At 62.0% G+C, this 23,798-nt stretch carries 26 protein-coding genes and 1 pseudogene; 7 read left to right on the top strand and 20 right to left on the bottom strand.

Annotated elements, in window-relative coordinates:
- Positions 1-152 precede the first annotated feature (152 nt).
- The 3 genes and pseudogenes from NKJ32_RS15280 to NKJ32_RS15270 all read right to left on the bottom strand — a co-directional run bounded on the left by NKJ32_RS15280 (position 153) and on the right by NKJ32_RS15270 (position 1,740).
- Positions 153-1,257 (bottom strand): annotated as a pseudogene (locus NKJ32_RS15280) (aldo/keto reductase).
- A gap of 55 nt (positions 1,258-1,312) precedes the next feature.
- On the bottom strand, positions 1,313-1,450 hold the full coding sequence (locus NKJ32_RS15275; protein WP_352568698.1) for a nuclear transport factor 2-like protein: 138 nt from the start codon (positions 1,448-1,450) through the stop codon (positions 1,313-1,315).
- Positions 1,451-1,509: 59 nt separating this feature from the next.
- On the bottom strand, positions 1,510-1,740 hold the full coding sequence (locus NKJ32_RS15270) for a nuclear transport factor 2 family protein (RefSeq protein WP_352568699.1): 231 nt from the start codon (positions 1,738-1,740) through the stop codon (positions 1,510-1,512).
- Between the two features lie 114 nt (positions 1,741-1,854).
- Here NKJ32_RS15270 and NKJ32_RS15265 point away from each other — a divergent pair, with 114 nt between their 5' ends.
- Positions 1,855-2,793, top strand: a complete 939-nt coding sequence (locus NKJ32_RS15265) for a LysR family transcriptional regulator (RefSeq protein WP_352568700.1) — start codon at positions 1,855-1,857, stop codon at positions 2,791-2,793.
- On the opposite strand, the gene tsf is transcribed toward NKJ32_RS15265, so the two are convergent.
- The 5 genes from tsf to NKJ32_RS15240 all read right to left on the bottom strand — a co-directional run bounded on the left by tsf (position 2,794) and on the right by NKJ32_RS15240 (position 7,421).
- Positions 2,794-3,717 (bottom strand): translation elongation factor Ts, encoded by a 924-nt coding sequence (gene tsf / locus NKJ32_RS15260; RefSeq protein WP_352471655.1) that lies wholly within the window; start codon positions 3,715-3,717, stop codon positions 2,794-2,796.
- Between the two features lie 119 nt (positions 3,718-3,836).
- A complete protein-coding gene (gene rpsB / locus NKJ32_RS15255; protein ID WP_352568701.1) occupies positions 3,837-4,634 on the bottom strand; it encodes a 30S ribosomal protein S2 in 798 nt (265 codons plus the stop codon).
- Between the two features lie 203 nt (positions 4,635-4,837).
- Positions 4,838-5,116: a DUF4031 domain-containing protein gene (locus NKJ32_RS15250; protein ID WP_352471792.1), complete on the bottom strand. Its 279-nt coding sequence runs from the start codon at positions 5,114-5,116 to the stop codon at positions 4,838-4,840.
- A 43-nt stretch (positions 5,117-5,159) separates the two neighbouring features.
- Complete coding sequence (locus NKJ32_RS15245; RefSeq protein WP_352754763.1) at positions 5,160-6,458, bottom strand: lysophospholipid acyltransferase family protein; 1,299 nt, start codon at positions 6,456-6,458, stop codon at positions 5,160-5,162.
- 135 nt (positions 6,459-6,593) lie between these two features.
- Positions 6,594-7,421, bottom strand: coding sequence for a cell envelope integrity EipB family protein (locus NKJ32_RS15240; protein WP_023674927.1), 828 nt, complete (start codon positions 7,419-7,421; stop codon positions 6,594-6,596).
- 138 nt (positions 7,422-7,559) lie between these two features.
- Between NKJ32_RS15240 and NKJ32_RS15235 the strand changes: the two genes are divergently transcribed.
- From NKJ32_RS15235 to NKJ32_RS15220, 4 genes are all read left to right on the top strand, one after another.
- Positions 7,560-8,024 carry a RidA family protein gene (locus tag NKJ32_RS15235; RefSeq protein WP_352448812.1) on the top strand — a complete coding sequence of 155 codons (465 nt, stop codon included), beginning with the start codon at positions 7,560-7,562 and terminating at the stop codon, positions 8,022-8,024.
- A gap of 14 nt (positions 8,025-8,038) precedes the next feature.
- On the top strand, positions 8,039-8,767 hold the full coding sequence (locus tag NKJ32_RS15230; protein WP_023674925.1) for a glycerophosphodiester phosphodiesterase: 729 nt from the start codon (positions 8,039-8,041) through the stop codon (positions 8,765-8,767).
- A 40-nt stretch (positions 8,768-8,807) separates the two neighbouring features.
- Positions 8,808-10,022, top strand: a complete 1,215-nt coding sequence (locus NKJ32_RS15225; RefSeq protein ID WP_352705692.1) for a GNAT family N-acetyltransferase — start codon at positions 8,808-8,810, stop codon at positions 10,020-10,022.
- A 120-nt stretch (positions 10,023-10,142) separates the two neighbouring features.
- Entirely contained in the window at positions 10,143-10,574 is a 432-nt protein-coding gene (locus tag NKJ32_RS15220; protein WP_352754764.1) for an HIT family protein, read from the top strand.
- Positions 10,575-10,668: 94 nt separating this feature from the next.
- Here the strand turns inward: NKJ32_RS15220 and clpA are convergent, their stop codons facing one another.
- The 3 genes from clpA to NKJ32_RS15205 form a co-directional block, all read right to left on the bottom strand.
- Complete coding sequence (gene clpA / locus NKJ32_RS15215) at positions 10,669-13,137, bottom strand: ATP-dependent Clp protease ATP-binding subunit ClpA (RefSeq protein ID WP_352742685.1); 2,469 nt, start codon at positions 13,135-13,137, stop codon at positions 10,669-10,671.
- A gap of 6 nt (positions 13,138-13,143) precedes the next feature.
- Positions 13,144-13,470, bottom strand: coding sequence for an ATP-dependent Clp protease adapter ClpS (gene clpS / locus NKJ32_RS15210; RefSeq protein ID WP_023674921.1), 327 nt, complete (start codon positions 13,468-13,470; stop codon positions 13,144-13,146).
- 273 nt (positions 13,471-13,743) lie between these two features.
- A complete protein-coding gene (locus NKJ32_RS15205; RefSeq protein ID WP_352471661.1) occupies positions 13,744-14,073 on the bottom strand; it encodes a phasin family protein in 330 nt (109 codons plus the stop codon).
- A 298-nt stretch (positions 14,074-14,371) separates the two neighbouring features.
- On the opposite strand from NKJ32_RS15205, the gene NKJ32_RS15200 reads away from it, so the two are divergent.
- Positions 14,372-15,757: a D-alanyl-D-alanine carboxypeptidase gene (locus NKJ32_RS15200; RefSeq protein WP_352754766.1), complete on the top strand. Its 1,386-nt coding sequence runs from the start codon at positions 14,372-14,374 to the stop codon at positions 15,755-15,757.
- A gap of 47 nt (positions 15,758-15,804) precedes the next feature.
- On the opposite strand, the gene NKJ32_RS15195 is transcribed toward NKJ32_RS15200, so the two are convergent.
- The 4 genes from NKJ32_RS15195 to NKJ32_RS15180 all read right to left on the bottom strand — a co-directional run bounded on the left by NKJ32_RS15195 (position 15,805) and on the right by NKJ32_RS15180 (position 19,285).
- Positions 15,805-16,503 (bottom strand): DnaJ domain-containing protein, encoded by a 699-nt coding sequence (locus tag NKJ32_RS15195; RefSeq protein WP_352593451.1) that lies wholly within the window; start codon positions 16,501-16,503, stop codon positions 15,805-15,807.
- A complete protein-coding gene (locus NKJ32_RS15190; protein ID WP_352593453.1) occupies positions 16,503-17,234 on the bottom strand; it encodes a vWA domain-containing protein in 732 nt (243 codons plus the stop codon). Before NKJ32_RS15190 ends, NKJ32_RS15195 begins: the two co-directional genes overlap by 1 nt.
- Before the next feature lie 124 nt (positions 17,235-17,358).
- Positions 17,359-17,796 carry a DUF1489 family protein gene (locus tag NKJ32_RS15185; RefSeq protein WP_023674916.1) on the bottom strand — a complete coding sequence of 146 codons (438 nt, stop codon included), beginning with the start codon at positions 17,794-17,796 and terminating at the stop codon, positions 17,359-17,361.
- Positions 17,797-17,881: 85 nt separating this feature from the next.
- Complete coding sequence (locus NKJ32_RS15180) at positions 17,882-19,285, bottom strand: L-serine ammonia-lyase (protein ID WP_352624899.1); 1,404 nt, start codon at positions 19,283-19,285, stop codon at positions 17,882-17,884.
- 170 nt (positions 19,286-19,455) lie between these two features.
- Between NKJ32_RS15180 and NKJ32_RS15175 the strand changes: the two genes are divergently transcribed.
- On the top strand, positions 19,456-20,199 hold the full coding sequence (locus tag NKJ32_RS15175) for a DUF599 domain-containing protein (RefSeq protein WP_023674914.1): 744 nt from the start codon (positions 19,456-19,458) through the stop codon (positions 20,197-20,199).
- Here the strand turns inward: NKJ32_RS15175 and NKJ32_RS15170 are convergent.
- The 5 genes from NKJ32_RS15170 to NKJ32_RS15150 form a co-directional block, all read right to left on the bottom strand.
- Positions 20,148-20,942 (bottom strand): YdcF family protein, encoded by a 795-nt coding sequence (locus NKJ32_RS15170; protein WP_023674913.1) that lies wholly within the window; start codon positions 20,940-20,942, stop codon positions 20,148-20,150. The two genes, NKJ32_RS15175 and NKJ32_RS15170, sit on opposite strands and share 52 nt — an antisense overlap.
- 29 nt (positions 20,943-20,971) lie before the next feature.
- On the bottom strand, positions 20,972-22,537 hold the full coding sequence (locus tag NKJ32_RS15165) for an amidase (RefSeq protein ID WP_352624901.1): 1,566 nt from the start codon (positions 22,535-22,537) through the stop codon (positions 20,972-20,974).
- On the bottom strand, positions 22,537-22,995 hold the full coding sequence (locus NKJ32_RS15160) for a GNAT family N-acetyltransferase (protein ID WP_352620059.1): 459 nt from the start codon (positions 22,993-22,995) through the stop codon (positions 22,537-22,539). The genes NKJ32_RS15165 and NKJ32_RS15160 overlap by 1 nt, the downstream gene beginning before the upstream one ends.
- A 7-nt stretch (positions 22,996-23,002) precedes the next feature.
- The gene (gene gatC, locus NKJ32_RS15155; protein WP_023674910.1) at positions 23,003-23,290 is read right to left on the bottom strand and encodes an Asp-tRNA(Asn)/Glu-tRNA(Gln) amidotransferase subunit GatC; all 288 of its coding nucleotides are present in this window, start codon (positions 23,288-23,290) and stop codon (positions 23,003-23,005) included.
- 76 nt (positions 23,291-23,366) lie between these two features.
- Complete coding sequence (locus NKJ32_RS15150; protein ID WP_352471669.1) at positions 23,367-23,783, bottom strand: hypothetical protein; 417 nt, start codon at positions 23,781-23,783, stop codon at positions 23,367-23,369.
- Positions 23,784-23,798 lie beyond the last annotated feature (15 nt).

Below are 23,798 nucleotides of genomic sequence, written 5' to 3'. Positions count from 1 at the left end.
TTTTTTTTATACTACCCGCTGGGTTATTTGATTTGTGGGTGTGGTGGGGTTGGTGCGCTCCACAAAAGTGTGGGGTTTCTTTATTTGCACGGCCCTGGGTTGCTTCGGGGGCGCCCGAGCCGGAAAGTTGAGATCGTGGACCGGGATAGCCGTCAGCTCACGCCGGCAAAAGTGCCTCGCATGAGCAGATCCGGCAGATAGCTTGCCGGCTTACCGCCAACCGCCTGCCCACCGGTCAGGCCGCCTTGTATTTCAGGGCCGAAGAACGAATACGGAAAGGGCGTGACCGGCCGGCTCACCGCATCGAGCCGTGCCCGAAGATCTTCGGGAATGTCGAAATCAAGCGCGCCGAGATTGTCCTTGAGCTGGTCAAGCCTGGTGGCGCCGACGATGACGGACGCAATGCCTGGCCTGTTCGCCGTCCAGTTCAGGGCGACCTGGGCCATGCTGCGGCCAAGCTGGCCGGCAACCCTCTCCAGTTCGGCGACGATTTGCCAGTTGCGGTCGGTGAATTTCTGGAAACCGGGATTGGTCGAACCACGCATTGTCTCCAGCCGGCCACCATCCTCGACGATTGTATCGAAACGGTATTTTCCGCTGAGCAGGCCGCTGGCCAATGGACTCCAGACCATGATTCCGGCGCCATAGCGCGTGCCGAACGGCACGAACTCGTGCTCGATGTTGCGCTCGGCCAGCGAATATTCGAGCTGAAGCGCCGAAACCGGTTCATAGCCGCGATGCTCGGCGACGGCCTGCGCCCGGCTTGCGTACCAGGCCGGCACGTCGGACAGACCGACATGCCGGATCTTTCCGGCGCGCACCAGATCGTCCAGCGTCCGCATCACCTCCTCCGGCGGCGTCAGCCTGTCCCAGGTATGGAGGATGTAGAGGTCGATGTAGTCGGTGCCGAGCCGCTTCAGCGAACCGTCTATCGCCCGCAGGATGTTCTTGCGGCCGTTGCCCCCGGCGTTCGGGTTGCCCGGTTCGGCGTTGTAGGTGAATTTGGTACTGATCACCGCCTTGTCGCGCAGCCCACGCTCGGCGATGAATTCGCCGAGCCAGGTTTCGGCCGTGCCACCGGTATAGAGATCGGCGGTATCGAAGAAATTGCCACCGGCTTCGACATAGGCATCAACCAAGGCGCGCGCGGTTTCCTTCTCCGCGCCCCAGCCCCATTCCGTGCCGAACGTCATGGTGCCGCGCCAGGCGGGTGACACGCAGCCCGCTGTTGCCGAGCGTGTAGTAGGACATGGTCATGGATTTTCTCCTGAAGTTTGAAAAGCGGGATTGAGGTCTTGCCTGGGATACGCAGTCAGGCCTTGGCCAGCGCATCGACCACCACCTGGAAGCGGCGCGGATCGAAATAATCGTGGTAGGCGCTGATCAGACCGCTCTTGAAGTGGAAAATTGCGATATTGCTGTTGGTGTATTCAGTGCCGCCGATCAGCACCGCGCGGTTCTTGTACTCACCGACGATCGCGTCCGAATCCGCTGCCGGATAGATGGCTGTCAGCTGCGAATCGAAGGATTCGAAATTACGAAGAGGCCTCGGAAGGCCGCCAGGATCGCGGCCTTACCATCGATGCTGTTTCCAAATCCTGCCGGCGGGTAGAAGACAAGTATACGGCCATCTTCAGCCCAAAGGTCGCCCCATGCCTCAATGTCCTTGCGGTGCATCAGATCAAAGAATTTACGCACGGTCTCGAGATTACGGATTCGTTCGGAATCGAGGTCGGTCATTAGACGTCTCCTTGGCTGCTCGGCGATTGCCGTGTGATGCAGCCAAAGATGCACCCTCCTTTCCCCATCGATAAGATTGCATTATCCGAATGGACTATGCGATATCATGCATGAATGGACCGCGATCTGCTTAGCCACCTACCTATAATCGTTGCCGTCGCGCGGCGTGGCGGCTTCGCGCCGGCAGCCGCCGAGCTCGGCATGAGCCCGTCAACAGTCAGCCATGCGGTTCGGCTGGTAGAGGAGCGAATCGGCCAGCCGTTGTTTGCCCGCACCACGCGCAGCGTCTCGCTGACCGAGGCTGGCACCGCGCTTGTCGCTGCGGCGGAGCCGGCGCTGGAAGACATTGCCGACCGGATCGAACGTATCCGCTCTGTCAAAGGCCGGGCAAGCGGACTGCTCAGGATCAACGCGCCGCGTTTGGCGCTGCCTCTGGCGCTCATGCCCATCCTGACGGCGATGGCGGGATGTTACCCTGACGTGACGGTGGAGATCGTCACCGACGAACGTCTGAGCGATATCGTCGGCGAGGGTTTCGACGCCGGCATCCGGCTGGGCGAGATGATCGCCGAGGATATGGTGACGGTGCGACTGACAGGGCCTTTCCGCAGCATCATCGTTGCCTCGCCGGCCTATGTCGGCCGGCGCGGGCGGCCATGGGCGTTGGCCGATCTCGCCGCGCACAACTGCATCGGCTATCGGCTGTTGCGATCACGTGCGCTCTATCGCTGGGATCTGTCCGATCAGGGCAAGGATATCAGCGTCGAGACACGCGGCAGCGTGGTCGTCAGCGATCCGCTGTCGGCAAGGGAAATGGCGCTTGCCGGCATCGGCCTCGCCTATCTGTTCGAGCCGCTTGTCAAGCCCGACATCGAGGCAGGCCGGCTGGTCGAAGTCCTTGGCGAGGCATCGATCGAGGAACCGGGACTGTTCCTCTATTTCCCGCGCCGCGCCGCAATGGCCCCGAAGCTCCGCGCCTTCATCGACACCGCGCAAGAAATCGGCCGGGCATCCTCGCGGATACCCGGCCGAAAAAGCCTTTCAAACGAATAGTTACTTCTTGACCGCTGCCGCGACTTCCGCCGCGAAATCGGTCTCTTCCTTCTCGATGCCCTCGCCGAGCGCGAAGCGCAGATAGGCAGCGATTTTGGCTGGCGCGCCGATTTCGCTTTCGGCATCCTTCAGCGCCTTCTCAACGGTAATGTCGGGATTGAGCACGAAAGCCTGCTTGAGCAGCACGACCTCTTCATAGAACTTGCGCAAACGGCCTTCGACCATCTTCTCGATGATCGCTTCCGGCTTGCCGGACTGGCGCGCCTGGTCGGCGAAGATCGCCTTCTCGCGTTCCACTGCGGCCGGATCGAGCTCTTCGGTGGTCAGGGCCATCGGATTGGTGGCAGCGACATGCATGGCAACCTGACGGGCGAAGGCGTTGGCGGCATGCGCGTTGCCTGTCGTCTCGATGGCCACCAGCACGCCGAGCTTGCCAAGGCCGTCGGCGACCGCATTGTGAACGTAGGTTGCGACAGCGCCGTGCTCGACGGTGAGCTTGGCCGAGCGGCGGAAGCCCAGATTCTCGCCGATGGTGCCGACAGCGTCCTTGATGGTCTCGGCGACCGACTTGCCCGAGCCCGGATAGGGAGCGGCGGCAACGGCCTCGGTCTTGCCGCCATAGGCAAGCGCGACCTTCGCGACATTGGCGACGATCTCCTGAAACGCAGCATTGCGGGCAACGAAGTCCGTCTCGGAATTGACCTCGACGATCGCTGCCTCGCGGACCCCGGAATCTACGCCGATCAGGCCTTCGGCAGCGGTACGGCCAGCCTTCTTGTCGGCCTTGGAAATGCCCTTCTTGCGCAGCCAGTCGATGGCTTCTTCCATATTGCCGTTGGTCTCGTTCAACGCCGCCTTGCAGTCCATCATGCCCGCGCCGGTCAAGTCGCGGAGTTCTTTGACCTGTGCAGCCGAAATGCTCATTGTCGCCTCTTTGTCTAAATGCACTGACGCACCATCGATTTTCGATGATGCGCCTGGTGCCGGTAGCGCTTACCGCGCCAACATATTGGAAAGATGAAGGCCGCAGCCGGCCTTCGCTACTATGCTTCCGGGGTCTGGGCTGCCGGGCTCTCGGCGCCCGGGGTCTGATCGAGCGCCGGCTCGACCGGAGCCTCGACCGATGCGCCGATATCGACACCGAGCGCGCCCTGCTGACGGGCGATGCCGTCGATAGCTGCCTTGGCGATCAAATCGCAATACAGCTGGATGGCGCGGGCCGCGTCGTCATTGCCGGGGATCGGGAAGTCGATCTTGTCCGGGTCGCAGTTGGAATCGATGATGGCAACGACCGGGATGCCGAGACGCTTGGCCTCGAGAATGGCGATCGCTTCCTTGTTGGTGTCGATCACGAACATCAAATCGGGCGTCGAACCCATATCCTTGATGCCGCCCAGCGCCTTGTCGAGCTTCTCACGCTCGCGGTCGAGGTTGAGGCGCTCCTTCTTGGTCAGGCCCTGAGCCTCGCCGGCCAGCATTTCGTCCAGCTTGCGCAGGCGCTGGATGGAATTCGAGATCGTCTTCCAGTTGGTCAGCATGCCGCCGAGCCAGCGCGAGTTGACATAGTACTGGGCCGAGCGCTGCGCGGCATCGGCGACGATGTCGGAGGCCTGGCGCTTGGTGCCGACGAACAGCACGCGGCCGCCCTTGGCAACAGTGTCGGAAACCTGCTTCAGCGCCTGGTGCAGCAAAGGCACCGTCTGCGAGAGGTCGATGATGTGTATGTTGTTGCGGGCGCCGTAGATATAGGGCGCCATTTTCGGGTTCCAGCGGTGGGTCTGGTGGCCGAAGTGAATGCCAGCTTCCAATAGCTGGCGCATGCTGAAATCAGGCAGAGCCATTCTTATTTCCTTTCCGGTTAGCCTCCACGGACACAGGCATTTTTGGACTTTGTCCTCGAACGCCACCGGAGGTTTCAGCCGGATTTCTCCCGGGCAGACACCAAAGTCCGTGTGTGGAATGAGCGCGCATATAGAGGGGAAGCGCGACAAACGCAAGCGTTGTGGCGTCTGTGTTTCAGCGTGCGGCGATCAGCGCACCGGTGTCATCGCCGCATCTTCCCCTTCGGCACCCGCACACGCCGGAAAACAGCGACGATCTCCTCGCGGCTGCATTCGATGGCGCCTAGCCGCACTGCGCGGTCGCGCTCGAACCCGGTTATGTCATAATGCGGTGCCGATGTCTTCGGCGGTCCTTGGTAGGACGCGCGCTTGATGCCGAGCTGCCCGGCAAAGCGATGCAGTTCGTCGGTGTCGTCTGCCAGCAGATGACACCAGCGGTGGCCGACCCATTTCCAGATCGCCGCATCGACATAGACCGCCATGAGGCTTGCCGCACTCCTTCATCTTGCGCCGACCAACACATCGCTAACGATGATAGAAGGGATTGGCATAGAAAATGAAGCCGCCGCCGGCCTCGAGTTGCGTCATCGTCCTGGTGACGGTCTCCTGCATCCGGTCGTGCAGTTCGGCGAGTGCCTCCTCGACGGAGCCTTGATAGGCGTGCAAGCCTAGCGGCTCCGGTACCCGGACATAGGCGCGGCGTGGGCCTGCCGGCTGCGGCACGAATCGGTTGATCGAATCGCGCAGCGTACCCTTGCAATAATCGTTGCGGATCCGCTTCAAATGTTCGGCGATCTCCTCCTGCGTAATGCGCGGGTTGGCTGAAGCCCACGGCCCGACACGCTGCACGCGCTGGATTGTATCCGCCAGCATTCGGACCTGCTTCTGGCTTCCACTGCCATCCGTGTTTTCCCGCAGCCAGCGCCGCGAACGGCGCAAAAGGTCGGCATTGTCGAGCGTGCCGGCGTCGACCGAGACAAGTTCGGCAAGGCGACGGCCGAGTTCGGTCAGCAGGTCCTTTTGACGTGCGTCATACGAAGCCCGCTCATCGGACCGCAGGCCATATGCAGCCTCATCGCGCGACAGCAACGTCGCATAGATATGATGGATGCGCTCCGGCAGCGAATCGGCGGCACGGCGTTCGATCTTCAGGCTGTGCTCGACATAGGCGCATTCCTTTGCCAGCACTGCCTCGACATTCCCCGTGAAAGCAAGCTTCCAGATCACGGGCGCGATCCAAACCTTGAAATCCGGATCCGTCAGGCGGCCGCGCTTCAGCGCCTCGAACCCCATTTCGACCGCGCCCGGCAGCAGCGGGGCAATGATGTTGGCATGCCAGCCGACACCGCCTTCGGGATGCAGGAGCACGCCGTGCCCCTTCAGCGCCCACGCCACCGAATGTTCCTTGGCCGCCGCGCTGTTGCCCGGGATTTGCGCGATCAGATTGTTGGCCAACCAGAATTTCTGCATCAGCCGGCCAAGCCCGTTGACGACGCCGTGCGTGGCCCAGGATGCCGCCAGCGGGCTTACCCGCGAGACGACCTCCTTGTCGATCATCCAGTCGGTAAAGAATTCGGGATGGTTGGGCGTGATGAACGTCGCCTTGCCCGCGCCGCAACAAGCCTTCAGCCTTTGCCGGTCATCCTCCGGAAAATCGATGTGGCGGACATTGGCGACGCCGCGCAAACCGGCCAGACGGTTGAATGGCAACAGGTCGCGAAAGCCTGGAATGCCGTGCAGCATGACAATCCGGTTGACGAATGTCATAGCGTTGATCAGCGTCGCATTGGGCCGCGGCGCCACAAAAACGTCGATCCTGCTCAACCTGCTCCCCCGCGGCGCATACCGTCATAAGACGTTGATAGGCAATTGCGGCATGCTCAAGTCGATGCGACTTGCCCCGCAAGATTAAGCGCTACTATCCCGGATAGCGGCCGGCGGCTTGCCGTTCACTCGAGCTTATTTAGACGGGCAGGTCTTTGGCTGATCGAACAGCGACAGATTGACCAGTTTGCCGGTCATCGAGAACTCGCCATAGTCCATGACGAGATCGCGCGTGATGCCGTTCTTGTGCAGCTTGAAGCTGATCCGGTATTCCGGCACCTCCTCGCCGCCTTTGTCGGCATCATCGAAATAGGCGATGTCGACCGGCCAGTATTTGTCGGTGGCGAGCTTGGCCAGCGCCGGCGCTTCCGGATCGGCATTGTCGGCATCGGCTTGCTTGCCGACGACGACGGTGGTGGTCACCACCTTGTTGGCATCCTCAGAGCCGTCGAACAGGTTGGTTTCGTAGAAACGCTCGCCCTTTTCCGCCTTGCCGATCATTTCGACCATTTGCTGGGTCGGGAACTGGGTCGGCGCGAGTTCCAGGCTGTTCTTCTCGGGCTTGTCGATATCGACCTTGAGACCGTTGGCTTCCTTCGTTGCGGTACCCTTGACCTCCTTGTCGAGGTTCTGGTCGACAAAGGATTTGTTCACGAAGGAGAAGGTCTTGCCCTCGGCATCCTCGAAGGTGGTCATCTGCTGGTCGGTCAGCCTGGTGTTGTCGCTGGTTACGATCTGGGTCACCAAACGGAACTTTACCGTATAGCCCTCGCAAGGCGAGCCGTTGAACTCGTAGACCATGCGGCCGGTGATGCCGGTAATGCCGGAACGGTCTGAAGCCTTGTCGAGTGAAATGTCGTAAACAGCACGATGCGCCTGCAGCGCAGGCACCGCAAAAGCGGGAGCCGCCCAGGAAGCCGCTGTCAAGAGAACGGCGTTGAATGCGAGGCGCGTTGCGCGCATGGGGTGCTCCGATCATCGCGGCTAATGGCAAGCCGCATGGAAAGATGGTCCAGCTTAAAAAAAGTCGTGGCGGAAGCGAGGCAAAAATAGCAATTTCGGCCCGGCCTGCGCGGCACCTTCAAGCAATAGGGAAATAGCATGAGCGAAACAATCGAAAAGCGGCTAAGCGATCTCGGCGTGACGCTGCCGGCCGCCGCCGCGCCCGCCGCCAATTACGTGCCCTATTGCCGGACCGGCAATCTGCTGTTCACCGCCGGGCAGTTGCCGCTCAAGGAGGGCAAGCTCCAGGCGAGCGGACTGCTTGGCCGCGATGTCGACACCGCGACCGGCAAGGAAGCCGCAAAATACTGTGCGATCAACATATTGGCCCAGGCTCAGGCGGCACTTGGCGATCTCGAGAAAATCCGTCGCTTGGTGAAGATCACCGTCTTCGTCGCCTCGGCACCGGATTTTGTCGAACAGCATCTGGTTGCCAACGGCGCCTCGGATTTTCTCGCCGCCGTGCTCGGCGATCGCGGCAAGCACGCTCGCTCCGCCGTCGGCACCGCCTCCCTGCCGCTTAATGCCGCAGTGGAAATCGAAGCGATCTTCGAAGTCGAATGACCGGGACTGCAACCATGACCGATCTTTCCTGGCTGACCGCCCGGCCCGTCGCCCATCGCGGCCTCCACGACATGAACAAGACGCGCTGGGAGAACACCCTTTCCGCCTTCGCTGCGGCGGCCGAGCGCGGCTACGCGATCGAATGCGACGTGCACCTATCATCCGACGGCGTCCCCGTCATCATCCACGATGGCGATCTGCGGCGGCTGACCGGCGAGGACGGCTTCGTCTGGCAGCGTACGGCTGCCGAGATCACGGCGCTGAAGGTCGGCGGCACCGCCGACCATTTGCCGACGCTGCAGCAGGCGCTTGATCTGGTCGACGGCCGTGTGCCGATGGTTGTCGAGCTGAAAGGTGCTGCCGGGCACGACGAAGGCCTGGTCGAAAGCGTCGGCAAGATGCTCAAGCATTACAAGGGCAAGACCGCGATCATGTCGTTCGACCATTGGCTGATCCGCGAGTTCCCGAAATATGCACCCGGCATACCCGGCGGGTTGACCGCCTACGGCAACGACAACCACCTGATCGAGGCGCATTTCGCCATGCTGGCGCATGACATCGCCTTCACCTCCTACGCTGCCGGCGACCTGCCGAACCGGTTCGTCTCCTTCGTGCGAGAGAGACTCGGCATGCCGGTGATCACCTGGACCGTGCACGACCAGCCTGCCGTCGACCTGACCTTCAAATATGCCGACCAGATGACGTTCGAAGGATTCGAGCCCGATCTGGTACGGCTCGCCTGAGCGGGCTTGTATGGGTCCGCAGCGAGCTTAAGTAAGCCTCATGGATCAAGGGGACGACTGCGAAAGACAAACGGCGAATGCGGAGCTGTCGATCCGCATCGCCGCGGGCATCGGCGCCTTTACCAGCGCTGAATGGGACAGCCTCGGCGGCACTACACGCGGCGATGCAGAATACGGCTACAACCCGCTTGTTTCATTCGCTTTTTTGAGCGCGCTGGAAGATTCCGGCTGCGCTGTTCGGCGCACCGGCTGGCAAGGCCATCACCTCAGGCTGGAAACCGCGCGAGGCAAGCTGCTCGGGGCGGTCCCCTGCTATCTGAAGTCGCACAGCCAGGGCGAATATGTCTTCGACCATGGCTGGTCGGACGCGTTCGAACGCGCCGGCGGGCGCTACTATCCGAAGCTGCAATGCGCGGTGCCGTTCACACCCGTCACCGGCCCTCGCCTGCTGGTCGGCAGGGGCGAGGACAGCCCCACCGTCAAGGCCGGTCTTGCGGCCGGCCTGAAGGCGGTGACGGATAAGCTCGGCGTGTCTTCCGCGCATGTTACTTTCGCGCCGGAGGATGACGTCCAGATATTGGCGGCGGCCGGCTTCCTTCATCGCACCGACCAGCAGTTTCACTTCTTCAACGAAGGCTTTTCGAGCTACGACGATTTTCTCGCAACGTTAGCCTCGCGCAAGCGCAAGGCAATGAAGAAAGAGCGGCGCGAGGCCCTCGCCGACGGTATCTCGATCGACTGGCTGACCGGCAAGGATCTGACCGAAAAGGCCTGGGACGACTTTTTCGCGTTCTACATGGATACCGGCAGCAGGAAATGGGGCCGGCCCTACCTCAACCGCGATTTCTTCTCGCTGATCGGCGAACGCATGGCCGACGACATCCTGCTGGTCATGGCCAAACGCAACGGGCGCTACATTGCAGGTGCCATCAACTTCATCGGTTCAGACGCGCTCTACGGCCGCAATTGGGGCTGCATCGAGGACCACCCGTTCCTGCATTTCGAGGTCTGCTACCATCAGGCGATCGATTTCGCCATCTCGCGCAAGCTGAAGGTGGTTGAAGCCGGTGCGCAGGGCGAGCACAAGCTGGCGCGCGGCTACCGGCCCGTGACGATGCATTCGGCGCACTACATCGCCCATCCAGGTCTGCGCAATGCAGTGGCCGACTACCTCCAACGCGAGCGGCGCGAAGTCGAGCGGATGAGCGAATATCTGGAAGAGCACACCCCGTTCCGCAAGGACATGGCGGAGTAGAGTAGCGAGCCCCAATCGCTCAGCCGAGCGGGCCGGCACGGCCGATGTCGACCGATCGTCTTGCCCGCCCGGAACAGCTTCGCTACACGAGACAGCGAGCCAAGAACCGGAGCGCGCGCCATGGCCGAAGCAACCTATGACAGCAGCAACATCTTCGCAAAAATCCTGCGCGGAGAAATCCCTTCGCACCGCGTCTACGAGGATGACGTGGTCATTGTCTTCATGGATGTGATGCCGCAAGGACAGGGTCACACGCTGGTGGTGCCGAAAGCGCCGTCGCGCAACCTGCTCGACGCGGATCCGGCGGTGCTTGGCCCGCTCTTCGCTCACGTCCAGAAAGTTGCGCGGGCCGTAAAGAAGGCCTTCGATGCCGATGGCGTCACGGTCATGCAGTTCAACGAACCAGCTTCGGGGCAGACTGTCTTTCACCTTCACGTCCATGTCATTCCGCGCTTCGAGGGCATTCCCCTGAAACCGCACAGCGGACAGATGGAAAAGCCTGAAGTCCTGGCCGAGAACGCCGGCAAGATACGGATGGCGCTGGCAAGCTGAACCGGCGCAAACCGCTCCGGCGGGCGCCGGGTGCTTAACCGGAAGGTGTCACAAAAAAAGCCCCGTTTCCGGGGCTTTTTTACTGGCTGGTTCGTCAGTTCTTACGCGGCAGTTGCGGCACAAGGCTGCGCTTGCCACCGTCCTTACCTTTGGGCTCCGGCTTCTGCGCCACCGCCTTTTTCGCGGCGGGCTTTTTCGCCACCGCCTTCTTGGCCTTCGGCGCGTCGTCCGGCTCTTCCTTCTTCGGCTTCACCGGCGCCTCGTCGGCGAGCGATTCGAGCTTCAGGCCGGTCTCGCCGGTTTCCTTCTTCTCGACGGTGACACGCACCGTACCGCCCTTCTTGAGCTTGCCGAACAGCACCTCGTCGGCCAGCGGCTTCTTGATGTGCTCCTGGATGACACGGCCAAGCGGCCGGGCGCCCATGCGCTCGTCATAGCCCTTGTCGGCCAGCCATGCGATCGCCTCCTGCGACAGGTCGAATGTCACGCCGCGCTCGGAAAGCTGCGCTTCCAGCTGCATGACGAACTTCTGCACCACCTGATGGATGACCGGCACCGGCAGCGAGCCGAACGGAATGATCGCATCGAGACGGTTGCGGAACTCCGGCGTGAACAGCCGGTTGATCGCTTCGACATCGTCGCCTTCGCGCTTGGTCGAACCGAAACCGATGGCCGCGCGTTGCGCGTCGGACGCGCCCGCATTGGTGGTCATGATCAGGATGACATTGCGGAAGTCGATCTGCTTGCCGTTGTGGTCGGTCAGCTTGCCGTGATCCATGACCTGCAACAGGATGTTGAACAGATCCGGATGCGCCTTCTCCACTTCGTCCAGCAACAGCACGCAATGCGGATGCTGGTCGACGCCGTCGGTCAGAAGGCCGCCCTGGTCGAAGCCGACATAGCCGGGAGGCGCGCCGATCAGCCGTGAAACGGTGTGGCGTTCCATATATTCCGACATGTCGAAGCGGATCAGCTCCACGCCGAGCGAGGCGGCGAGCTGCTTGGCCACTTCCGTCTTGCCGACACCGGTCGGACCCGAGAACAGGTACGAGCCGATCGGCTTTTCCGGTTCCCGCAGGCCGGCCCGCGCCAGCTTGATGGCCGAAGTCAGCGCGGTGATCGCGGTGTCCTGGCCGTAGACGACGCGCTTCAACTCGATGTCGAGACCTTGCAGCACCTTCTCGTCGTCGGCGGAAACCGTCTTCGGCGGGATACGCGCCATCGTGGCGATCGTCGCTTCGATCTCCTTGATGCCGATGGTCTTCTTGCGCTTGGCTTCCGGCACGAGCATCTGCGAGGCGCCGGTCTCGTCGATCACGTCGATCGCCTTGTCCGGCAGCTTGCGGTCGTTGATGTAACGCGCCGAGAGCTCGACCGAAGCCTTGATCGCCTCGCTCGTGTAGCGAACCTTGTGGAACTCCTCGAAATAGGGCTTGAGGCCCTTCATGATCTCGATGGCGTCCTCGACGGTCGGCTCGTTGACGTCAATCTTCTGGAAGCGCCGCACCAGCGCGCGGTCCTTCTCGAAGAACTGCCGGAACTCCTTGTAGGTGGTCGAGCCGATGCAGCGGATCGCGCCGGACGACAGCGCCGGCTTCAACAGGTTCGACGCATCCATGGCGCCGCCAGAGGTGGCCCCTGCCCCGATCACGGTGTGGATCTCATCAATGAACAGCACGGCGCCGGGATAGTCCTCGAGCTCCTTGACGACCTGCTTCAGTCGCTCCTCGAAATCGCCGCGATAACGGGTGCCGGCCAGCAGCGTGCCCATGTCGAGCGCGAAGATGGTGGCATTGTGCAGCACTTCGGGAACGTCGCCCTCGACGATGCGCTTGGCGAGGCCCTCGGCGATCGCCGTCTTGCCGACGCCGGGATCACCGACATAGAGCGGGTTGTTCTTGGAGCGGCGGCACAGCACCTGGATGGTCCGGTTGATCTCGCTCTCGCGACCGATCAATGGATCGATCTTGCCGGCCTTGGCCTTGTTGTTCAGGTTGACGCAATAGGCAGTCAGCGCGTCCTGCTGCTGCTTCTTCTTGCCGCCTTCCTCTTGCGGCTCGGCCCCGCTCTGGCTGCCTTGCTCGTCGTCGGCGCCGCGCGGCGTCCGCGTCTCGGAAGCGCCGGGGCGCTTGGCGATGCCATGCGAGATGTAGTTGACCGCGTCGTAGCGGGTCATCTGCTGTTCCTGCAGGAAGTAAGCGGCGTGGCTCTCGCGCTCAGCGAAGATGGCGACGAGCACGTTGGCGCCGGACACCTCCTCGCGGCCTGACGACTGCACATGGATCACCGCGCGCTGGATGACGCGCTGGAAACCGGCAGTCGGCTTGGAATCTTCATCGTAGCCGGTGACGAGGTTGTCGAGCTCGGTGTCGATATAGGTGAGGACCGTATGCTTCAACTCGTCGAGATCGACGTTGCAGGCACGCATGACGGCCGCCGCCTCGGTGTCGTCGATCAGGGCGAGCAGCAAATGTTCAAGGGTTGCATATTCATGGTGCCGCTCATTGGCGAGCGTCAGCGCTTGGTGAAGCGCCTTTTCCAGGCCTTGGGAGAAAGCCGGCATGTTACCTCACTTCTTCTCCATCACGCATTGCAGCGGATGCTGATTCTGTCGGGCGAAATCCATGACCTGAGCCACTTTGGTCTCGGCCACCTCGAATGTATAGACCCCGCACTCGCCCACCCCATGATTGTGAACATGAAGCATTATGCGTGTGGCGGCTTCGCGGTCCTTCTGGAAAAAGCGCTCCAGCACGTGGACCACGAATTCCATGGGTGTGTAGTCGTCGTTAAGAATGAGGACCCGATACAGACTGGGCTTCTTGGTCTTGGTTTTTGTGCGCGTGATGACGGCCGTGCCGCGACCGGCCTCATTGCCGTTGCTGCCGTTCTGCATTCGCACCACGTAGCTCGTGGCAGTCAAACCTGTAGTCACGTAGTCCTGCCTCTTTCGAATCCTCATGCATGCTCGACATGTAGGTGTTCGATGGACGATTTTAAGCCCTTCTGTTTAGCTGACAATATGGCTAGGTGGCCAAACTTGACCGATTTTTCAAATCGTGAAGACCGCAGGCCCCCGATTTCGAGCTGGCATGAAAAAACCCGGCCGCGCGTTCGCGACCGGGTCTGTCTTTGCAAGCCCAGGGGCCGGCTCGGAAGTTCGTCGAATTTACTTCGCCTTGGCGACGATCGATTCGAACGGCTTGTAGGCTTCCTTGGCGAGTTCGGCATAGAGATCGCCAAGCTTGGTGGCTTCGGTGACGAAGCTCTCGTAGGACTGCTTGGCATAGTCGGACTGGATATCGATCGCCTTGTCCAGCGACTTGGCGGAAAAGAGCTTCTCAACAGCGGCGCTACCGGCTTCGAAGCTTTTCTTGGTGTACTCGCCCGCCTCGGCGGCGATAGCCTGCGCACCCTTGGACAGCGAGGCGAAGCTCTTCAAGCCGGTGTCCGCAAATTCCTTGCCGTATTTGCTGAAATCTTCATAGGTCTGGGTCATTTCACGCATTCCCTTGAACGGTTGCCTTGGACGATAGACGCGGCTTGTCCGGGCCGCGTTGTGCAATGCGTGTAAATATATTGTGCAGTGCACAAAAGTCAAGATTCCCGCGGCAATGCGGATCGTGAGCTGCCGGCAATCGCTAAGATTCGAATAAAGAGAAGCTCAATCCCACAGAAAATGGTGAACGCGGCGGTTACCATAAACGGATTGGTAACGCTGCCCGCGTTAGCGTGGCCGGAGGTGAGGCAGGACCCTTTGCCGCCTCCAAGGCAACGGAAATTCAAAGGAACTATCAGTGCGTAAGGCGTTGTCGGGCTTCGTTTCCAAATCCGCGTCCCCCCTCAAAACGATCATGATCCTCGCCATGGCGATGAGCTTCGTCGTCGCGGACGCGGCCTCATCCATGGCGGCCAAGTCGGCGGCCATCGTCATCGATGCCAAGACCGGCAAGGTGCTTTATTCGTCGGACGCCGATGGCCGGCGCTATCCGGCGTCGCTTACCAAGATGATGACGCTCTATCTGACGTTCGAGGCGTTGGCGAAGGGCAGGATCAGCAAGAATTCCCCGGTCGTGTTCTCGGCCAATGCCGCTGCCGAACCGCCGACGAAGCTCGGCGTCAAGCGGGGCGGCTCGGTCACGGTCGAGACCGCGATCCTGTCGATGGTGACCAAATCGGCAAACGATTCCGCAACAGCGCTTGGCGAGATGCTCGGCGGCAACGAAGCCAATTTCGCCCGCATGATGACCGCCAAGGCGCGGGCGCTGGGCATGAGGGGAACCGTTTTCCGCAACGCCAACGGCTTGCCTGATCCCGGCCAGTTCACGACCGCGCGCGACATGGCGATGCTCGGCATCGCCCTGAGAGAGCATTTCCCGCAATATTACGGCTATTTCTCGCAGCGCTCCTTTCTTTACGGGCGGCAGCGCATCAACGGCCACAATCGTCTGCTCGGACGCATCAAGGGCGTCGACGGCATCAAGACCGGTTACACCCGCGCCTCCGGTTACAATCTGGTCTCCTCGGTCTCGGATGGCGATCGGCGCATCGTAGCGGTGGTCATGGGCGGCAGGTCCGGCGGCAGCCGCGACAGCCAGATGGCCGGGTTGATCAATGCCTACATGCCGCAGGCGTCGTCGCGCGGCGGCGGCGTGCTGGTTGCCAAGGCCGGCGGCAATCCGATTTCAGCCTTGGCCAAGGTGCTTCTACCGAAGCATGACGCGCCGACACCGGACAGTAAGCCGGACGACCATGCCGTTGCCTCTCTTGTCGAGGAAAATGCGCCCGTCGTTGAAGAGACCGCTCCGGTCGTTCAGGCCAAGAGGGTCAAGACGACGGCTGTGTCGACGGTGGACGACGTGGCGACAGCCCGGGTCGCCGCAGCCTATGCCGAACCGGCGGCAGAGGTCGATCCGGTCAGCACGGCGTCGGTGCCATCCGGCTGGGCAATACAGGTCGCCTCTTCGCCAAAACAGGCCGAAGCGAAGGCTTTCCTCGACAAGGCGACGAAGCAGGCGCCCTCCGTTCTGACCGATGCCTCCGGTTTCACCGTCGCCTTCGACAAGGACGGTGTCACCTACTACCGCGCCCGGTTCGGTGGTTTCGGTTCGAAGACGGCTGCCTGGAAAGCCTGCAACGCTTTGAAAAAGAAGAAGATCGAGTGCTACGCCGTCCAGCAGTAAGCGGCGCGCGAAACGATATCTTTCCCGAAGTTCTGCGTCGAAGGAGACTAGTTGTGATTGGAGAGCAAGACGTCCTTGGCTTCATTGATCCGCGCCGCCAGGAAAGACGTGCCACCGATATCGGGGTGCAGGCGCTGCATCAGGCGGCGGTGCGCCTTGCGGACATCCGCCGCGGCAGCCCCCGCTTCAAGACCAAGGATCTTGTAGGCCTCCTCCTTAGTCATGGCGCCAGAACCTGGCGCAACACCCAGCCCTTCGCCACCATTCGCATCAGCGTCTTTGCGCCAGATGGGAAATCTGCCGTCAAGATACGTCTCTAGCAATTGGCGGCTCTCCGGATCGCCGGAGAGTTCGCGATAGAGTTGCTGCAATTCGGCAAGCCCCATCGAGCCAAGCATCTTGCCTTCATGGCGCCCAGCCAGCACAAGGCCTTCGAGGCCGCCGGTATCGTGATCGAGTTCCATCTCAAGCGCCGCCGTACGAACTGTGGAACGCTTGCCTGGTGCCAGTTTTGCCGCCGGCCGATTCATGCGCATGGAGCCGTACCAGGCGAGCGCAGCCGACAGGATCAAGCCGCCGATGCCCTCGCGCCCGACCAGCAGCACGGCGACGCCGACCAGCCCGAGCAGCACAGGTCCAAGCGTCCTCATGCCGCCTGCAAGCTTCGCCGGATCGGCGCGCAGGAAGACAGTGACCGTGCCGAGAAACACCAGAAGCAATGCTACGAAAGCGATAATCGCGCCCATCAGTTTCCGCCGCCCCGCATATGCTCGATCATCAGCCGATCCTCCGGCCTGCCCCGGGCCTCCAGTGCTTTCAGCCCGCCGGTCGCAAACACGGCGACAGACGAAAGCAGGCCGGCCAACGTCGCGGCAGCCCGCCGATCGAACCGGAACCAGGCCCCTTTCGACAGCCGCGCAATTTCCTTGAACGCCTTTTCCGCAGCGGCATCATGGCCCTCCTGAAAGACGAAGACAGGAACGCCGTGCAGACCGAGGCTGCCGGCCTTTTCGGCCAGATCATCTATGTTTTCTTCCATCGCGTCGCCGATATAGACCAGCGCGTTGACCTTGGCCGCCGCCGTCTGTTTCAGCGCATGGGCGAGCACCTTGCCGATCTGGGTATGGCCGCTGCGGCAGTCGATGCGCGTCATCAGCTGTTTCAGAGCTTCGGTATCGGTGACGAATGCGGACGAGCGGCACTCGCCAAGGCCGCGAAAATAGACAAGTTGAACCTTGAGCGCCCCGGCCTTGCCGACGGCGTCGAACATCTCGGCCTGCAGCGCACAGGCGAGATCCCAGGTCGGCTGGCGGCTCATCGTCGCGTCGAGGGACAGGATCAGCCTACCTGAACCGGTGGCGGATGCAGCGAGCGTCCTTGCCTGACGGAGAAACGCGTCGATCTCGCCGGTGCTCGATTGAGACTCGACCGGCGCAGGATTGGCCTTTGCAGACACGGGCTGCTTCTTGTCGCTCATGACATTCAAGATGTGGCGTTGTTCCCCGGCTTGCAAGCCCAGATGAGGCGACCTGGAGGACCGGTGATGATGGCACCTGCGGACAACGCTTCGGCTGGTGGTCTTGGCGTTGCGTTTCTTGGCGTCAGAGCAGGCCGAGATCGGCAAGCTCACGCCTGAGCTTCGGCGGCATCTCGATCAGCCCGGCTTTGCCCTTGCCGAGATCGGCCGGCGCGTCCGCCGGCTTCAGGTAGCGCCACCCCTGGAATGCACGGCGCGGTTGCCAGTCAGTGCGCACGACCTCGGGATCGAGGATCAGATGGCAACGGCCGATGCCCTCGTCATCGGTGAAGGGCCGGATTTCGGTGATCAGCTGGCGGCATTGGACATTGCCCTTGATCACCCAGTAGAGCGAGCCGCCGCCGGTAATCTCGGCGCCACGCGTCGGCACCATGCGGGTGGTGTGGTAGTGCTCGGCCGGTTCGCCGGCGCGGCGCCGCTCGTCGAGACGGAAGGCAATCCACTCTTCCAGATCCTCGACGCTGTCACAGCCGACGCAAAGCTTTATGAGATTGAGAGACATCGTTTAAGGTTTAGTCCAGCACGCGAACGCGTCAACGGCCTGATCGACTTCTCCACAGTGGTGGTCCATGCCGCCAGATTGGCGCTCAACACTCCACGACATTGACGGCCAATCCGCCAAGGCTGGTTTCCTTGTACTTTTCGTTCATGTCGAGACCGGTCTGGCGCATCGTCTCGATCGCGGCATCGAGCGGCACGAAATGAACGCCGTCGCCCTTGATGGCCAGCGAAGCGGCGGTCACCGCCTTGACGGCACCAAGCGCGTTGCGCTCGATACACGGCACCTGCACCAGGCCGCCGACCGGATCGCAGGTCATGCCGAGATGATGTTCCAGCGCGATCTCGGCAGCATTCTCGACCTGCTCGGGCGTGCCGCCCATGACGGCGCACAATCCCGCCGCAGCCATTGCCGAAGCCGAACCGACCTCGCCCTGGCAGCCGACTTCCGCCCCCGAGATCGAAGCATTGGTTTTGATGATGCCGCCGACCGCCGCCGCCGTCAGCAGGAAATCGCGGATGCTGGGCTGGTCGGCTTCGGGATGGAAATGCAACCAGTAGCGCAGCACTGCGGGCAGAGTGCCGGCCGCCCCATTGGTTGGCGCGGTGACGACACGGCCGCCGGCAGCGTTCTCCTCATTGACCGCCATCGCATAGATCGACAGCCAGTCGTTGGCGAGCAGCGGGTTGGGCCGGTTCTGCTGCCATTGCTCCTGCAGCTTGTCGTGCAGCATCCGGGCACGGCGGCGCACCTTGAGTCCGCCCGGCATGATGCCGTCTTGCGACAGGCCGCGCTCGATGCAGCCCTTCATGGCGCTCCAGATGCCGTCGAGGCCGGCGTCGAGCTCCCCGCGCGACATCTGCGTCTCCTCGTTGACGCGCTTCATCTCGGCAATGGAAAGCCCGCTTTTCGCTGCCATGGACAGCATTTCGACGGCGTTCTTGAACGGATATGGAACCTTCTTGCCTTCGGTTGTCGCCGAGCCCCTCGCCTTCATCCGCTGCAATTCTTCCTCAGAAACGACAAAGCCGCCGCCGATCGAATAGTAGACGCGCCTCAGCAGCAACCGGTCGCCGGCATCATAGGCAGAGAAGGCCATGCCGTTGGCGTGACCCGGCAGTGGCGTCTTGCGATCCAGCACAAGATCCGTTGCCGGGTCGAAACGGTAGGACGAATGGCCGCGCGGCGAAATCCGCTTCTCGGCGGCGATGCGAGCGACGATGCCGTCTGCTAGGTCGGGATCCACCGTCTGCGGCGTCTGGCCGGCGAGGCCGAGCACCACGGCACGATCGGAGCCATGGCCGATGCCGGTATAGGCGAGCGAGCCATGCAGGCTGGCCGCGATCCGGTCGACCTTGGCGCCGGCCGGGCGCGGCCAGTCGTCTCCCGCAATCTCGTCGAGAAACCGCCGCGCGGCCGTCATCGGCCCCATCGTGTGCGAACTCGATGGGCCGATGCCGATCTTGAACAAGTCGAAAACCGAAAGGAACACGTGGGCGTTTTCTCCTGGGACCCTGTTGAGGTCTACATATAGGAATTCCCATGATGTTTTCCGCTGTTTTAAGGACCGCGGCGCTGCACCTGCCGACCTTGTTTGCTCCGGCAGCGACATTCCAGCTTCGACCATCGAAGCGCCCCCTCCGCCTGTGGTAAAAGCAACGCATGAGCGATTCCTTTCACCTATCGACGGCCGACCTTGCGGCGCTGGGGTTCTTCCTTACCGCGTGGGTGCTGCATACGCTCGCCGCCGACGGAATGCTGGTCAGCCGCATGTCGCTGACGAGGGCTATGAACGCGCAGCGCGAGGCCTGGATGCGGACCATGGCCGAACGCGAGATCCGCATCGTCGACACCGCTATCATGAGCGGGCTGCAACAGGGGACCGCCTTCTTTGCCTCCAGTTCGCTGATTGCGATCGGCGGCTGTTTTGCCCTGCTCGGCGCCTCCGATCAGGTTCTGACCGTGCTGAGCGACCTGCCGTTTGGCGCCACGTCCTCACGCGCGGCCTTCCAGACGAAGGTGTTCGGGCTGGTGCTGATCCTGGCCTTTTCCTTCTTCAAGTTCGGCTGGGCTTACCGGCTGTTCAACTATTGCTCGATCCTGATCGGCGCCGTGCCGATTCCACATGGCGAGGCGTCGCGCAATCCGGTCACCGAAACGGCGGTGTGGCGTGCCGCGCGCATGAACATGCTGGCCGGAAAGCATTTCAATTCGGGCCTGCGCGGCGTGTTCTTCTCGATCGGCTATCTTGGTTGGTTCGTCGATCCCACCGTCTTCGTGCTATCGACGCTGCTGCTTCTGGCGGTACTGGTGCGCCGCCAGTTTTTCTCGGCGGCGCGGCAGGCGGTGCTCGGTCAGCCGCCCGGTCCGGGGAAAGGCCGATCGATGCGGCCCGACAGCCAATAAGCGGTGAGCCCTATCCATTCGCGGATCGCAACAGTGGTGACCTCCAGCCAGTCGCCGGGATAAGGCAAGGTGCCGATGCTTTCCTTGCCGGAAGTGCGATAGTCGACCGGCCACGGAACGGTCGAAAAACCGGCTTTGTCGAACAGCGCCTTGGCGCGTGGCATGTGGAAGGCCGAGGTCACCAGCAACCAGGTCTCGCCCGGTTTCGGCGTCACCAGTTCCCTGGTAAAGACAGCGTTCTCGTAGGTGTTGCGGGATTTGTTCTCGAGGATCAGCCGATCGGCCGCCACGCCGAAAGCGGCAAAAAAACGCGGCGCGGTATCTGCATCGCCTTCGCCGCCGCGGAACGTTTCGATGCTGCCACCGGAGATAACGACTTTCGCTGTCGGGAACCGCCGCGCCAGCACGGCCGCCTCGACCATCCGGTCGCCGCTGGAGTTCATTTCATAGCCGCCACGCACCAGATTGACGGCGCCATCCAGACTGCCGCCAAGCACTATGATACCGTCAACCTTTTCCGGCAGCGGCGGCCTGGGGAAGCGTTCCTCCAGCCGATTGAGCATCATGGGGCCGAGCGGGCTCCATATCGAAACCGCCAGAATGAGGAAGGCAAGAGCGCTGCCGGCGGTCGCCAACCGTCGCCGCCCGAACATCGCCGCGATCAGCCCCGCCAGCAGCAGGAAGATCGCGAGATTCAACGGCTCGACGAAGAACCCGAGAACCTTGGAGACATAGAAGAACATCCCTCACCCCCTCAAGATGAGAAACGATCCTACCACCATTTTTCCGGCTGAAATGTGCCCGCCGCCTGTTCGATGACATGGGCGGTCTGGAACAGCGTTTCCTCGTCGAAGGGCCGGCCGATCAGCTGCAGGCCGAGCGGCAGCCCCTTGGCGTCGAGCCCGGCTGGAACCGCTATGCCGGGCAAGCCGGCCATGTTCACCGTCACCGTAAAAATGTCGTTGAGATACATCTTGACCGGGTCGGCGGCCATGTCCTCGTCGGCGATGCCGAAGGCAGCGGAAGGCGTTGCCGGCGTCAGGATGACGTCGACGCCTGCTGCGAACACATTTTCGAAATCGCGCTTGATCAGGTTGCGAACTTTCTGCGCCTGCAGATAGTAGGCATCGTAATAGCCGGCGGAAAGCACATAGGTGCCGATCATGATGCGGCGCTTGACCTCACGCCCGAAGCCGGCGGCGCGGGTCTTTTCATACATGTCGACAATGTCCTTGCCGGGCACGCGCAACCCATAGCGGACGCCGTCGTAACGAGCGAGGTTGGACGAGGCTTCGGCCGGCGCCACGATGTAATAGGCCGGCAGCGCATATTTGGTGTGCGGCAGCGAGATATCGACGATCTCGGCACCAGCATCCCGCAGCCAGGCAATGCCTTTCTGCCACAGCGCCTCAATCTCCGCGGGCATGTCGTCGACACGATATTCCTTGGGAATGCCGACCTTCATGCCCCTGATCGGGCGGCCGATCGCCGCCTCGTAGTCCGGCACCGGCAGGTCAACGGACGTCGTGTCCTTCGGGTCGACCGAAGCCATCGACTTCAACAGGATCGCGGCATCGCGCACGTCGCGCGCGATCGGCCCGGCCTGGTCGAGCGACGAGGCGAAGGCTACGATCCCCCAGCGCGAGCAGCGGCCATAGGTCGGCTTGATGCCGACTGTGCCAGTGAAGGCGGCGGGCTGGCGGATCGAGCCGCCGGTATCGGTGGCGGTGGCGCCGGCGCACAGGAAGGCCGAGACCGCTGATGCGGAGCCACCGGACGAACCGCCCGGCACCAGTTGGGCATTGTCCAACGTGCGCGCGGTCCTGGTGCCGCCCGCCGAAACGAAGCCGCCCTCGCCCTGATGCGTCGTCGGCATCACCACCGTGTCGAGGCGCGAACGCCGCCACGGGTTGATGACCGGCCCGTAATACGAGGTCTCGTTGGACGAGCCCATGGCGAACTCGTCCATGTTGAGCTTGCCGAGCATGACGGCGCCATCCGCCCAAAGATTGGCGGTGATAGTCGATTCATAGCGCGGCTTGAAGCCATCCAGCACATGGCTGCAGGCCTGGGTGTGGACACCTTCGGTGCCGAACAAATCCTTGATGCCGAGCGGGATACCCTCGAGCGACTCGCCCTCGCCCTTGGCCAGTTTCGCGTCGGAGGCCTTGGCCATGTCGCGCGCCTTGTCGTCGGTGACCACGACGTAGGCATTGAGCGCCGGATTGGCTCGCTCGACCGCCGATAGATAAGCCTCGGTGATTTCGGTGGCGGTGATCTCCCTGGAGCGCAATTTGGCGCGGGCCTGCGAAATCGTCAGCTGGGTAAGGTCGCTCATCAGGCAAGGCTCTTTTCGTAAAACACCGACCACTCGGAATCGGGATAATCCAGTACCGGGCCGCAACGCGAAAAACCGGCGCGTTCGTAGACGGTCCAGGCGGCGGGATGACGGTCGCCCGTCTCCAGCACCAGACGCTTAAGCCCTTCTTGGCGCGCCAGCGCCTCGATACGCTCGACAATCTTCGCGCCGATCTTGTGGCCGCGATGCGAAGGTCGCGTATACATGCGCTTGACCTCGCCTACGACAGCATCGTGGCGCTTCAGTGCGCCGCAACCGATGGCAAGGCCGTTGTCGCGGGCGATGAAGACGGTCGTGTCGCGGTCCGCCATCTGCTCGACCGTCAAATGGTAGCAATGCTCCGGCGGCGTCAGCTCCAGCAATGTGGCGTTGAGCTCCTCGACCAGCCCACGCACATCGTCCTGCAGCGGCGTCTCCGTGGCGATCTCGATTGCCATCGGCCAGCTACTCCACGACCTTAGGCACAAGGAAGAAATTCTCTTCGGTCGCCGGTGCATTGGCGACGATGTCGGCTGCCTTGCCGCCGTCGGTGACGACGTCCTGGCGCTTTTTCATTGCCATCGGCGTGACCGAGGTCATCGGCTCGACGCCGGAAACATCGACCTCGTTCAACTGCTCGACAAAGCCCAAAATGGCGTTCAATTCGCCGGTCATGCGCTCTGCATCCTCCTCGCTCACCGCAATACGGGCAAGATGCGCGACGCGCTTCACGGTTTTTATATCAACGGACATGTTTGTGCCTCGGGGAAAACCAGCGCTATAGCGGCGCGGCGCGTGCCGCGCAACATGCATCGTGCCTTCAACTGCCCTATGGCATCGCCACGCCGTCGCAGAGGAAATAACTGCCGCCGTTGCCGCTCTGCTCGCCTTCGTCGGCGGCAGGCCGAACCGATACCAAGTCGATCTGCTTCGGGCTCATCTGTGTCAGTGAGAGAACATCGGGAAAGACGTAGCCCGGCTCCTGGCATATAGCGGTCACCGCCCAGCTTGGTGAGCGTGTCGCTTTGGTGATCTGCAGGAATTCACAATTATATTCGATGCTTTCCAGGCCATTTGCCGACAGCACGATATTGCCGCCCTCGATCACCGTCTGCAGCGTATCCTTTTTGGCCTGCGCGCAGAGGTCCTCCGATTGCAGATAGACGCCCTCGATGAAATTTTCCGCGGCCAGCGTCGGCGACGCGGCAACCAGCATGGAAATGCAAAGAGAATTTCTCAAGCGCATCGTATCGTTCCGGAC

It is taken from the genome of Mesorhizobium sp. M0159 (genome assembly GCF_040322295.1).
Classification (GTDB): domain Bacteria; phylum Pseudomonadota; class Alphaproteobacteria; order Rhizobiales; family Rhizobiaceae; genus Mesorhizobium.
Note: the sequence above shows the minus strand (reverse complement) of the source record. Positions and strands in the feature narration are given on the sequence as shown.

What these genes read in the sequence shown, in the direction of transcription:
- NKJ32_RS15235 (WP_352448812.1), top strand. Translation starts at nt 7,560, where the DNA reads ATGAGCGAAACAATCGAAAAGCGGCTAAGCGATCTCGGCGTGACGCTG.
- NKJ32_RS15185 (WP_023674916.1), bottom strand. Translation starts at nt 17,796, where the DNA reads ATGTCTCTCAATCTCATAAAGCTTTGCGTCGGCTGTGACAGCGTCGAG.
- NKJ32_RS15165 (WP_352624901.1), bottom strand. Translation starts at nt 22,537, where the DNA reads ATGAGCGACCTTACCCAGCTGACGATTTCGCAGGCCCGCGCCAAATTG.
- NKJ32_RS15220 (WP_352754764.1), top strand. Translation starts at nt 10,143, where the DNA reads ATGGCCGAAGCAACCTATGACAGCAGCAACATCTTCGCAAAAATCCTG.
- NKJ32_RS15205 (WP_352471661.1), bottom strand. Translation starts at nt 14,073, where the DNA reads ATGACCCAGACCTATGAAGATTTCAGCAAATACGGCAAGGAATTTGCG.
- NKJ32_RS15170 (WP_023674913.1), bottom strand. Translation starts at nt 20,942, where the DNA reads ATGTTCTTCTATGTCTCCAAGGTTCTCGGGTTCTTCGTCGAGCCGTTG.
- NKJ32_RS15150 (WP_352471669.1), bottom strand. Translation starts at nt 23,783, where the DNA reads ATGCGCTTGAGAAATTCTCTTTGCATTTCCATGCTGGTTGCCGCGTCG.
- clpS (WP_023674921.1), bottom strand. Translation starts at nt 13,470, where the DNA reads ATGCAGAACGGCAGCAACGGCAATGAGGCCGGTCGCGGCACGGCCGTC.
- NKJ32_RS15160 (WP_352620059.1), bottom strand. Translation starts at nt 22,995, where the DNA reads ATGGCAATCGAGATCGCCACGGAGACGCCGCTGCAGGACGATGTGCGT.
- clpA (WP_352742685.1), bottom strand. Translation starts at nt 13,137, where the DNA reads ATGCCGGCTTTCTCCCAAGGCCTGGAAAAGGCGCTTCACCAAGCGCTG.
- NKJ32_RS15240 (WP_023674927.1), bottom strand. Translation starts at nt 7,421, where the DNA reads ATGCGCGCAACGCGCCTCGCATTCAACGCCGTTCTCTTGACAGCGGCT.
- tsf (WP_352471655.1), bottom strand. Translation starts at nt 3,717, where the DNA reads ATGAGCATTTCGGCTGCACAGGTCAAAGAACTCCGCGACTTGACCGGC.
- NKJ32_RS15225 (WP_352705692.1), top strand. Translation starts at nt 8,808, where the DNA reads ATGGATCAAGGGGACGACTGCGAAAGACAAACGGCGAATGCGGAGCTG.
- NKJ32_RS15175 (WP_023674914.1), top strand. Translation starts at nt 19,456, where the DNA reads ATGAGCGATTCCTTTCACCTATCGACGGCCGACCTTGCGGCGCTGGGG.
- NKJ32_RS15250 (WP_352471792.1), bottom strand. Translation starts at nt 5,116, where the DNA reads ATGGCGGTCTATGTCGATGCGGCGATCTGGAAATGGGTCGGCCACCGC.
- NKJ32_RS15230 (WP_023674925.1), top strand. Translation starts at nt 8,039, where the DNA reads ATGACCGATCTTTCCTGGCTGACCGCCCGGCCCGTCGCCCATCGCGGC.
- gatC (WP_023674910.1), bottom strand. Translation starts at nt 23,290, where the DNA reads ATGTCCGTTGATATAAAAACCGTGAAGCGCGTCGCGCATCTTGCCCGT.
- NKJ32_RS15265 (WP_352568700.1), top strand. Translation starts at nt 1,855, where the DNA reads ATGGACCGCGATCTGCTTAGCCACCTACCTATAATCGTTGCCGTCGCG.
- NKJ32_RS15270 (WP_352568699.1), bottom strand. Translation starts at nt 1,740, where the DNA reads ATGACCGACCTCGATTCCGAACGAATCCGTAATCTCGAGACCGTGCGT.
- NKJ32_RS15190 (WP_352593453.1), bottom strand. Translation starts at nt 17,234, where the DNA reads ATGAGCGACAAGAAGCAGCCCGTGTCTGCAAAGGCCAATCCTGCGCCG.
- rpsB (WP_352568701.1), bottom strand. Translation starts at nt 4,634, where the DNA reads ATGGCTCTGCCTGATTTCAGCATGCGCCAGCTATTGGAAGCTGGCATT.
- NKJ32_RS15195 (WP_352593451.1), bottom strand. Translation starts at nt 16,503, where the DNA reads ATGGGCGCGATTATCGCTTTCGTAGCATTGCTTCTGGTGTTTCTCGGC.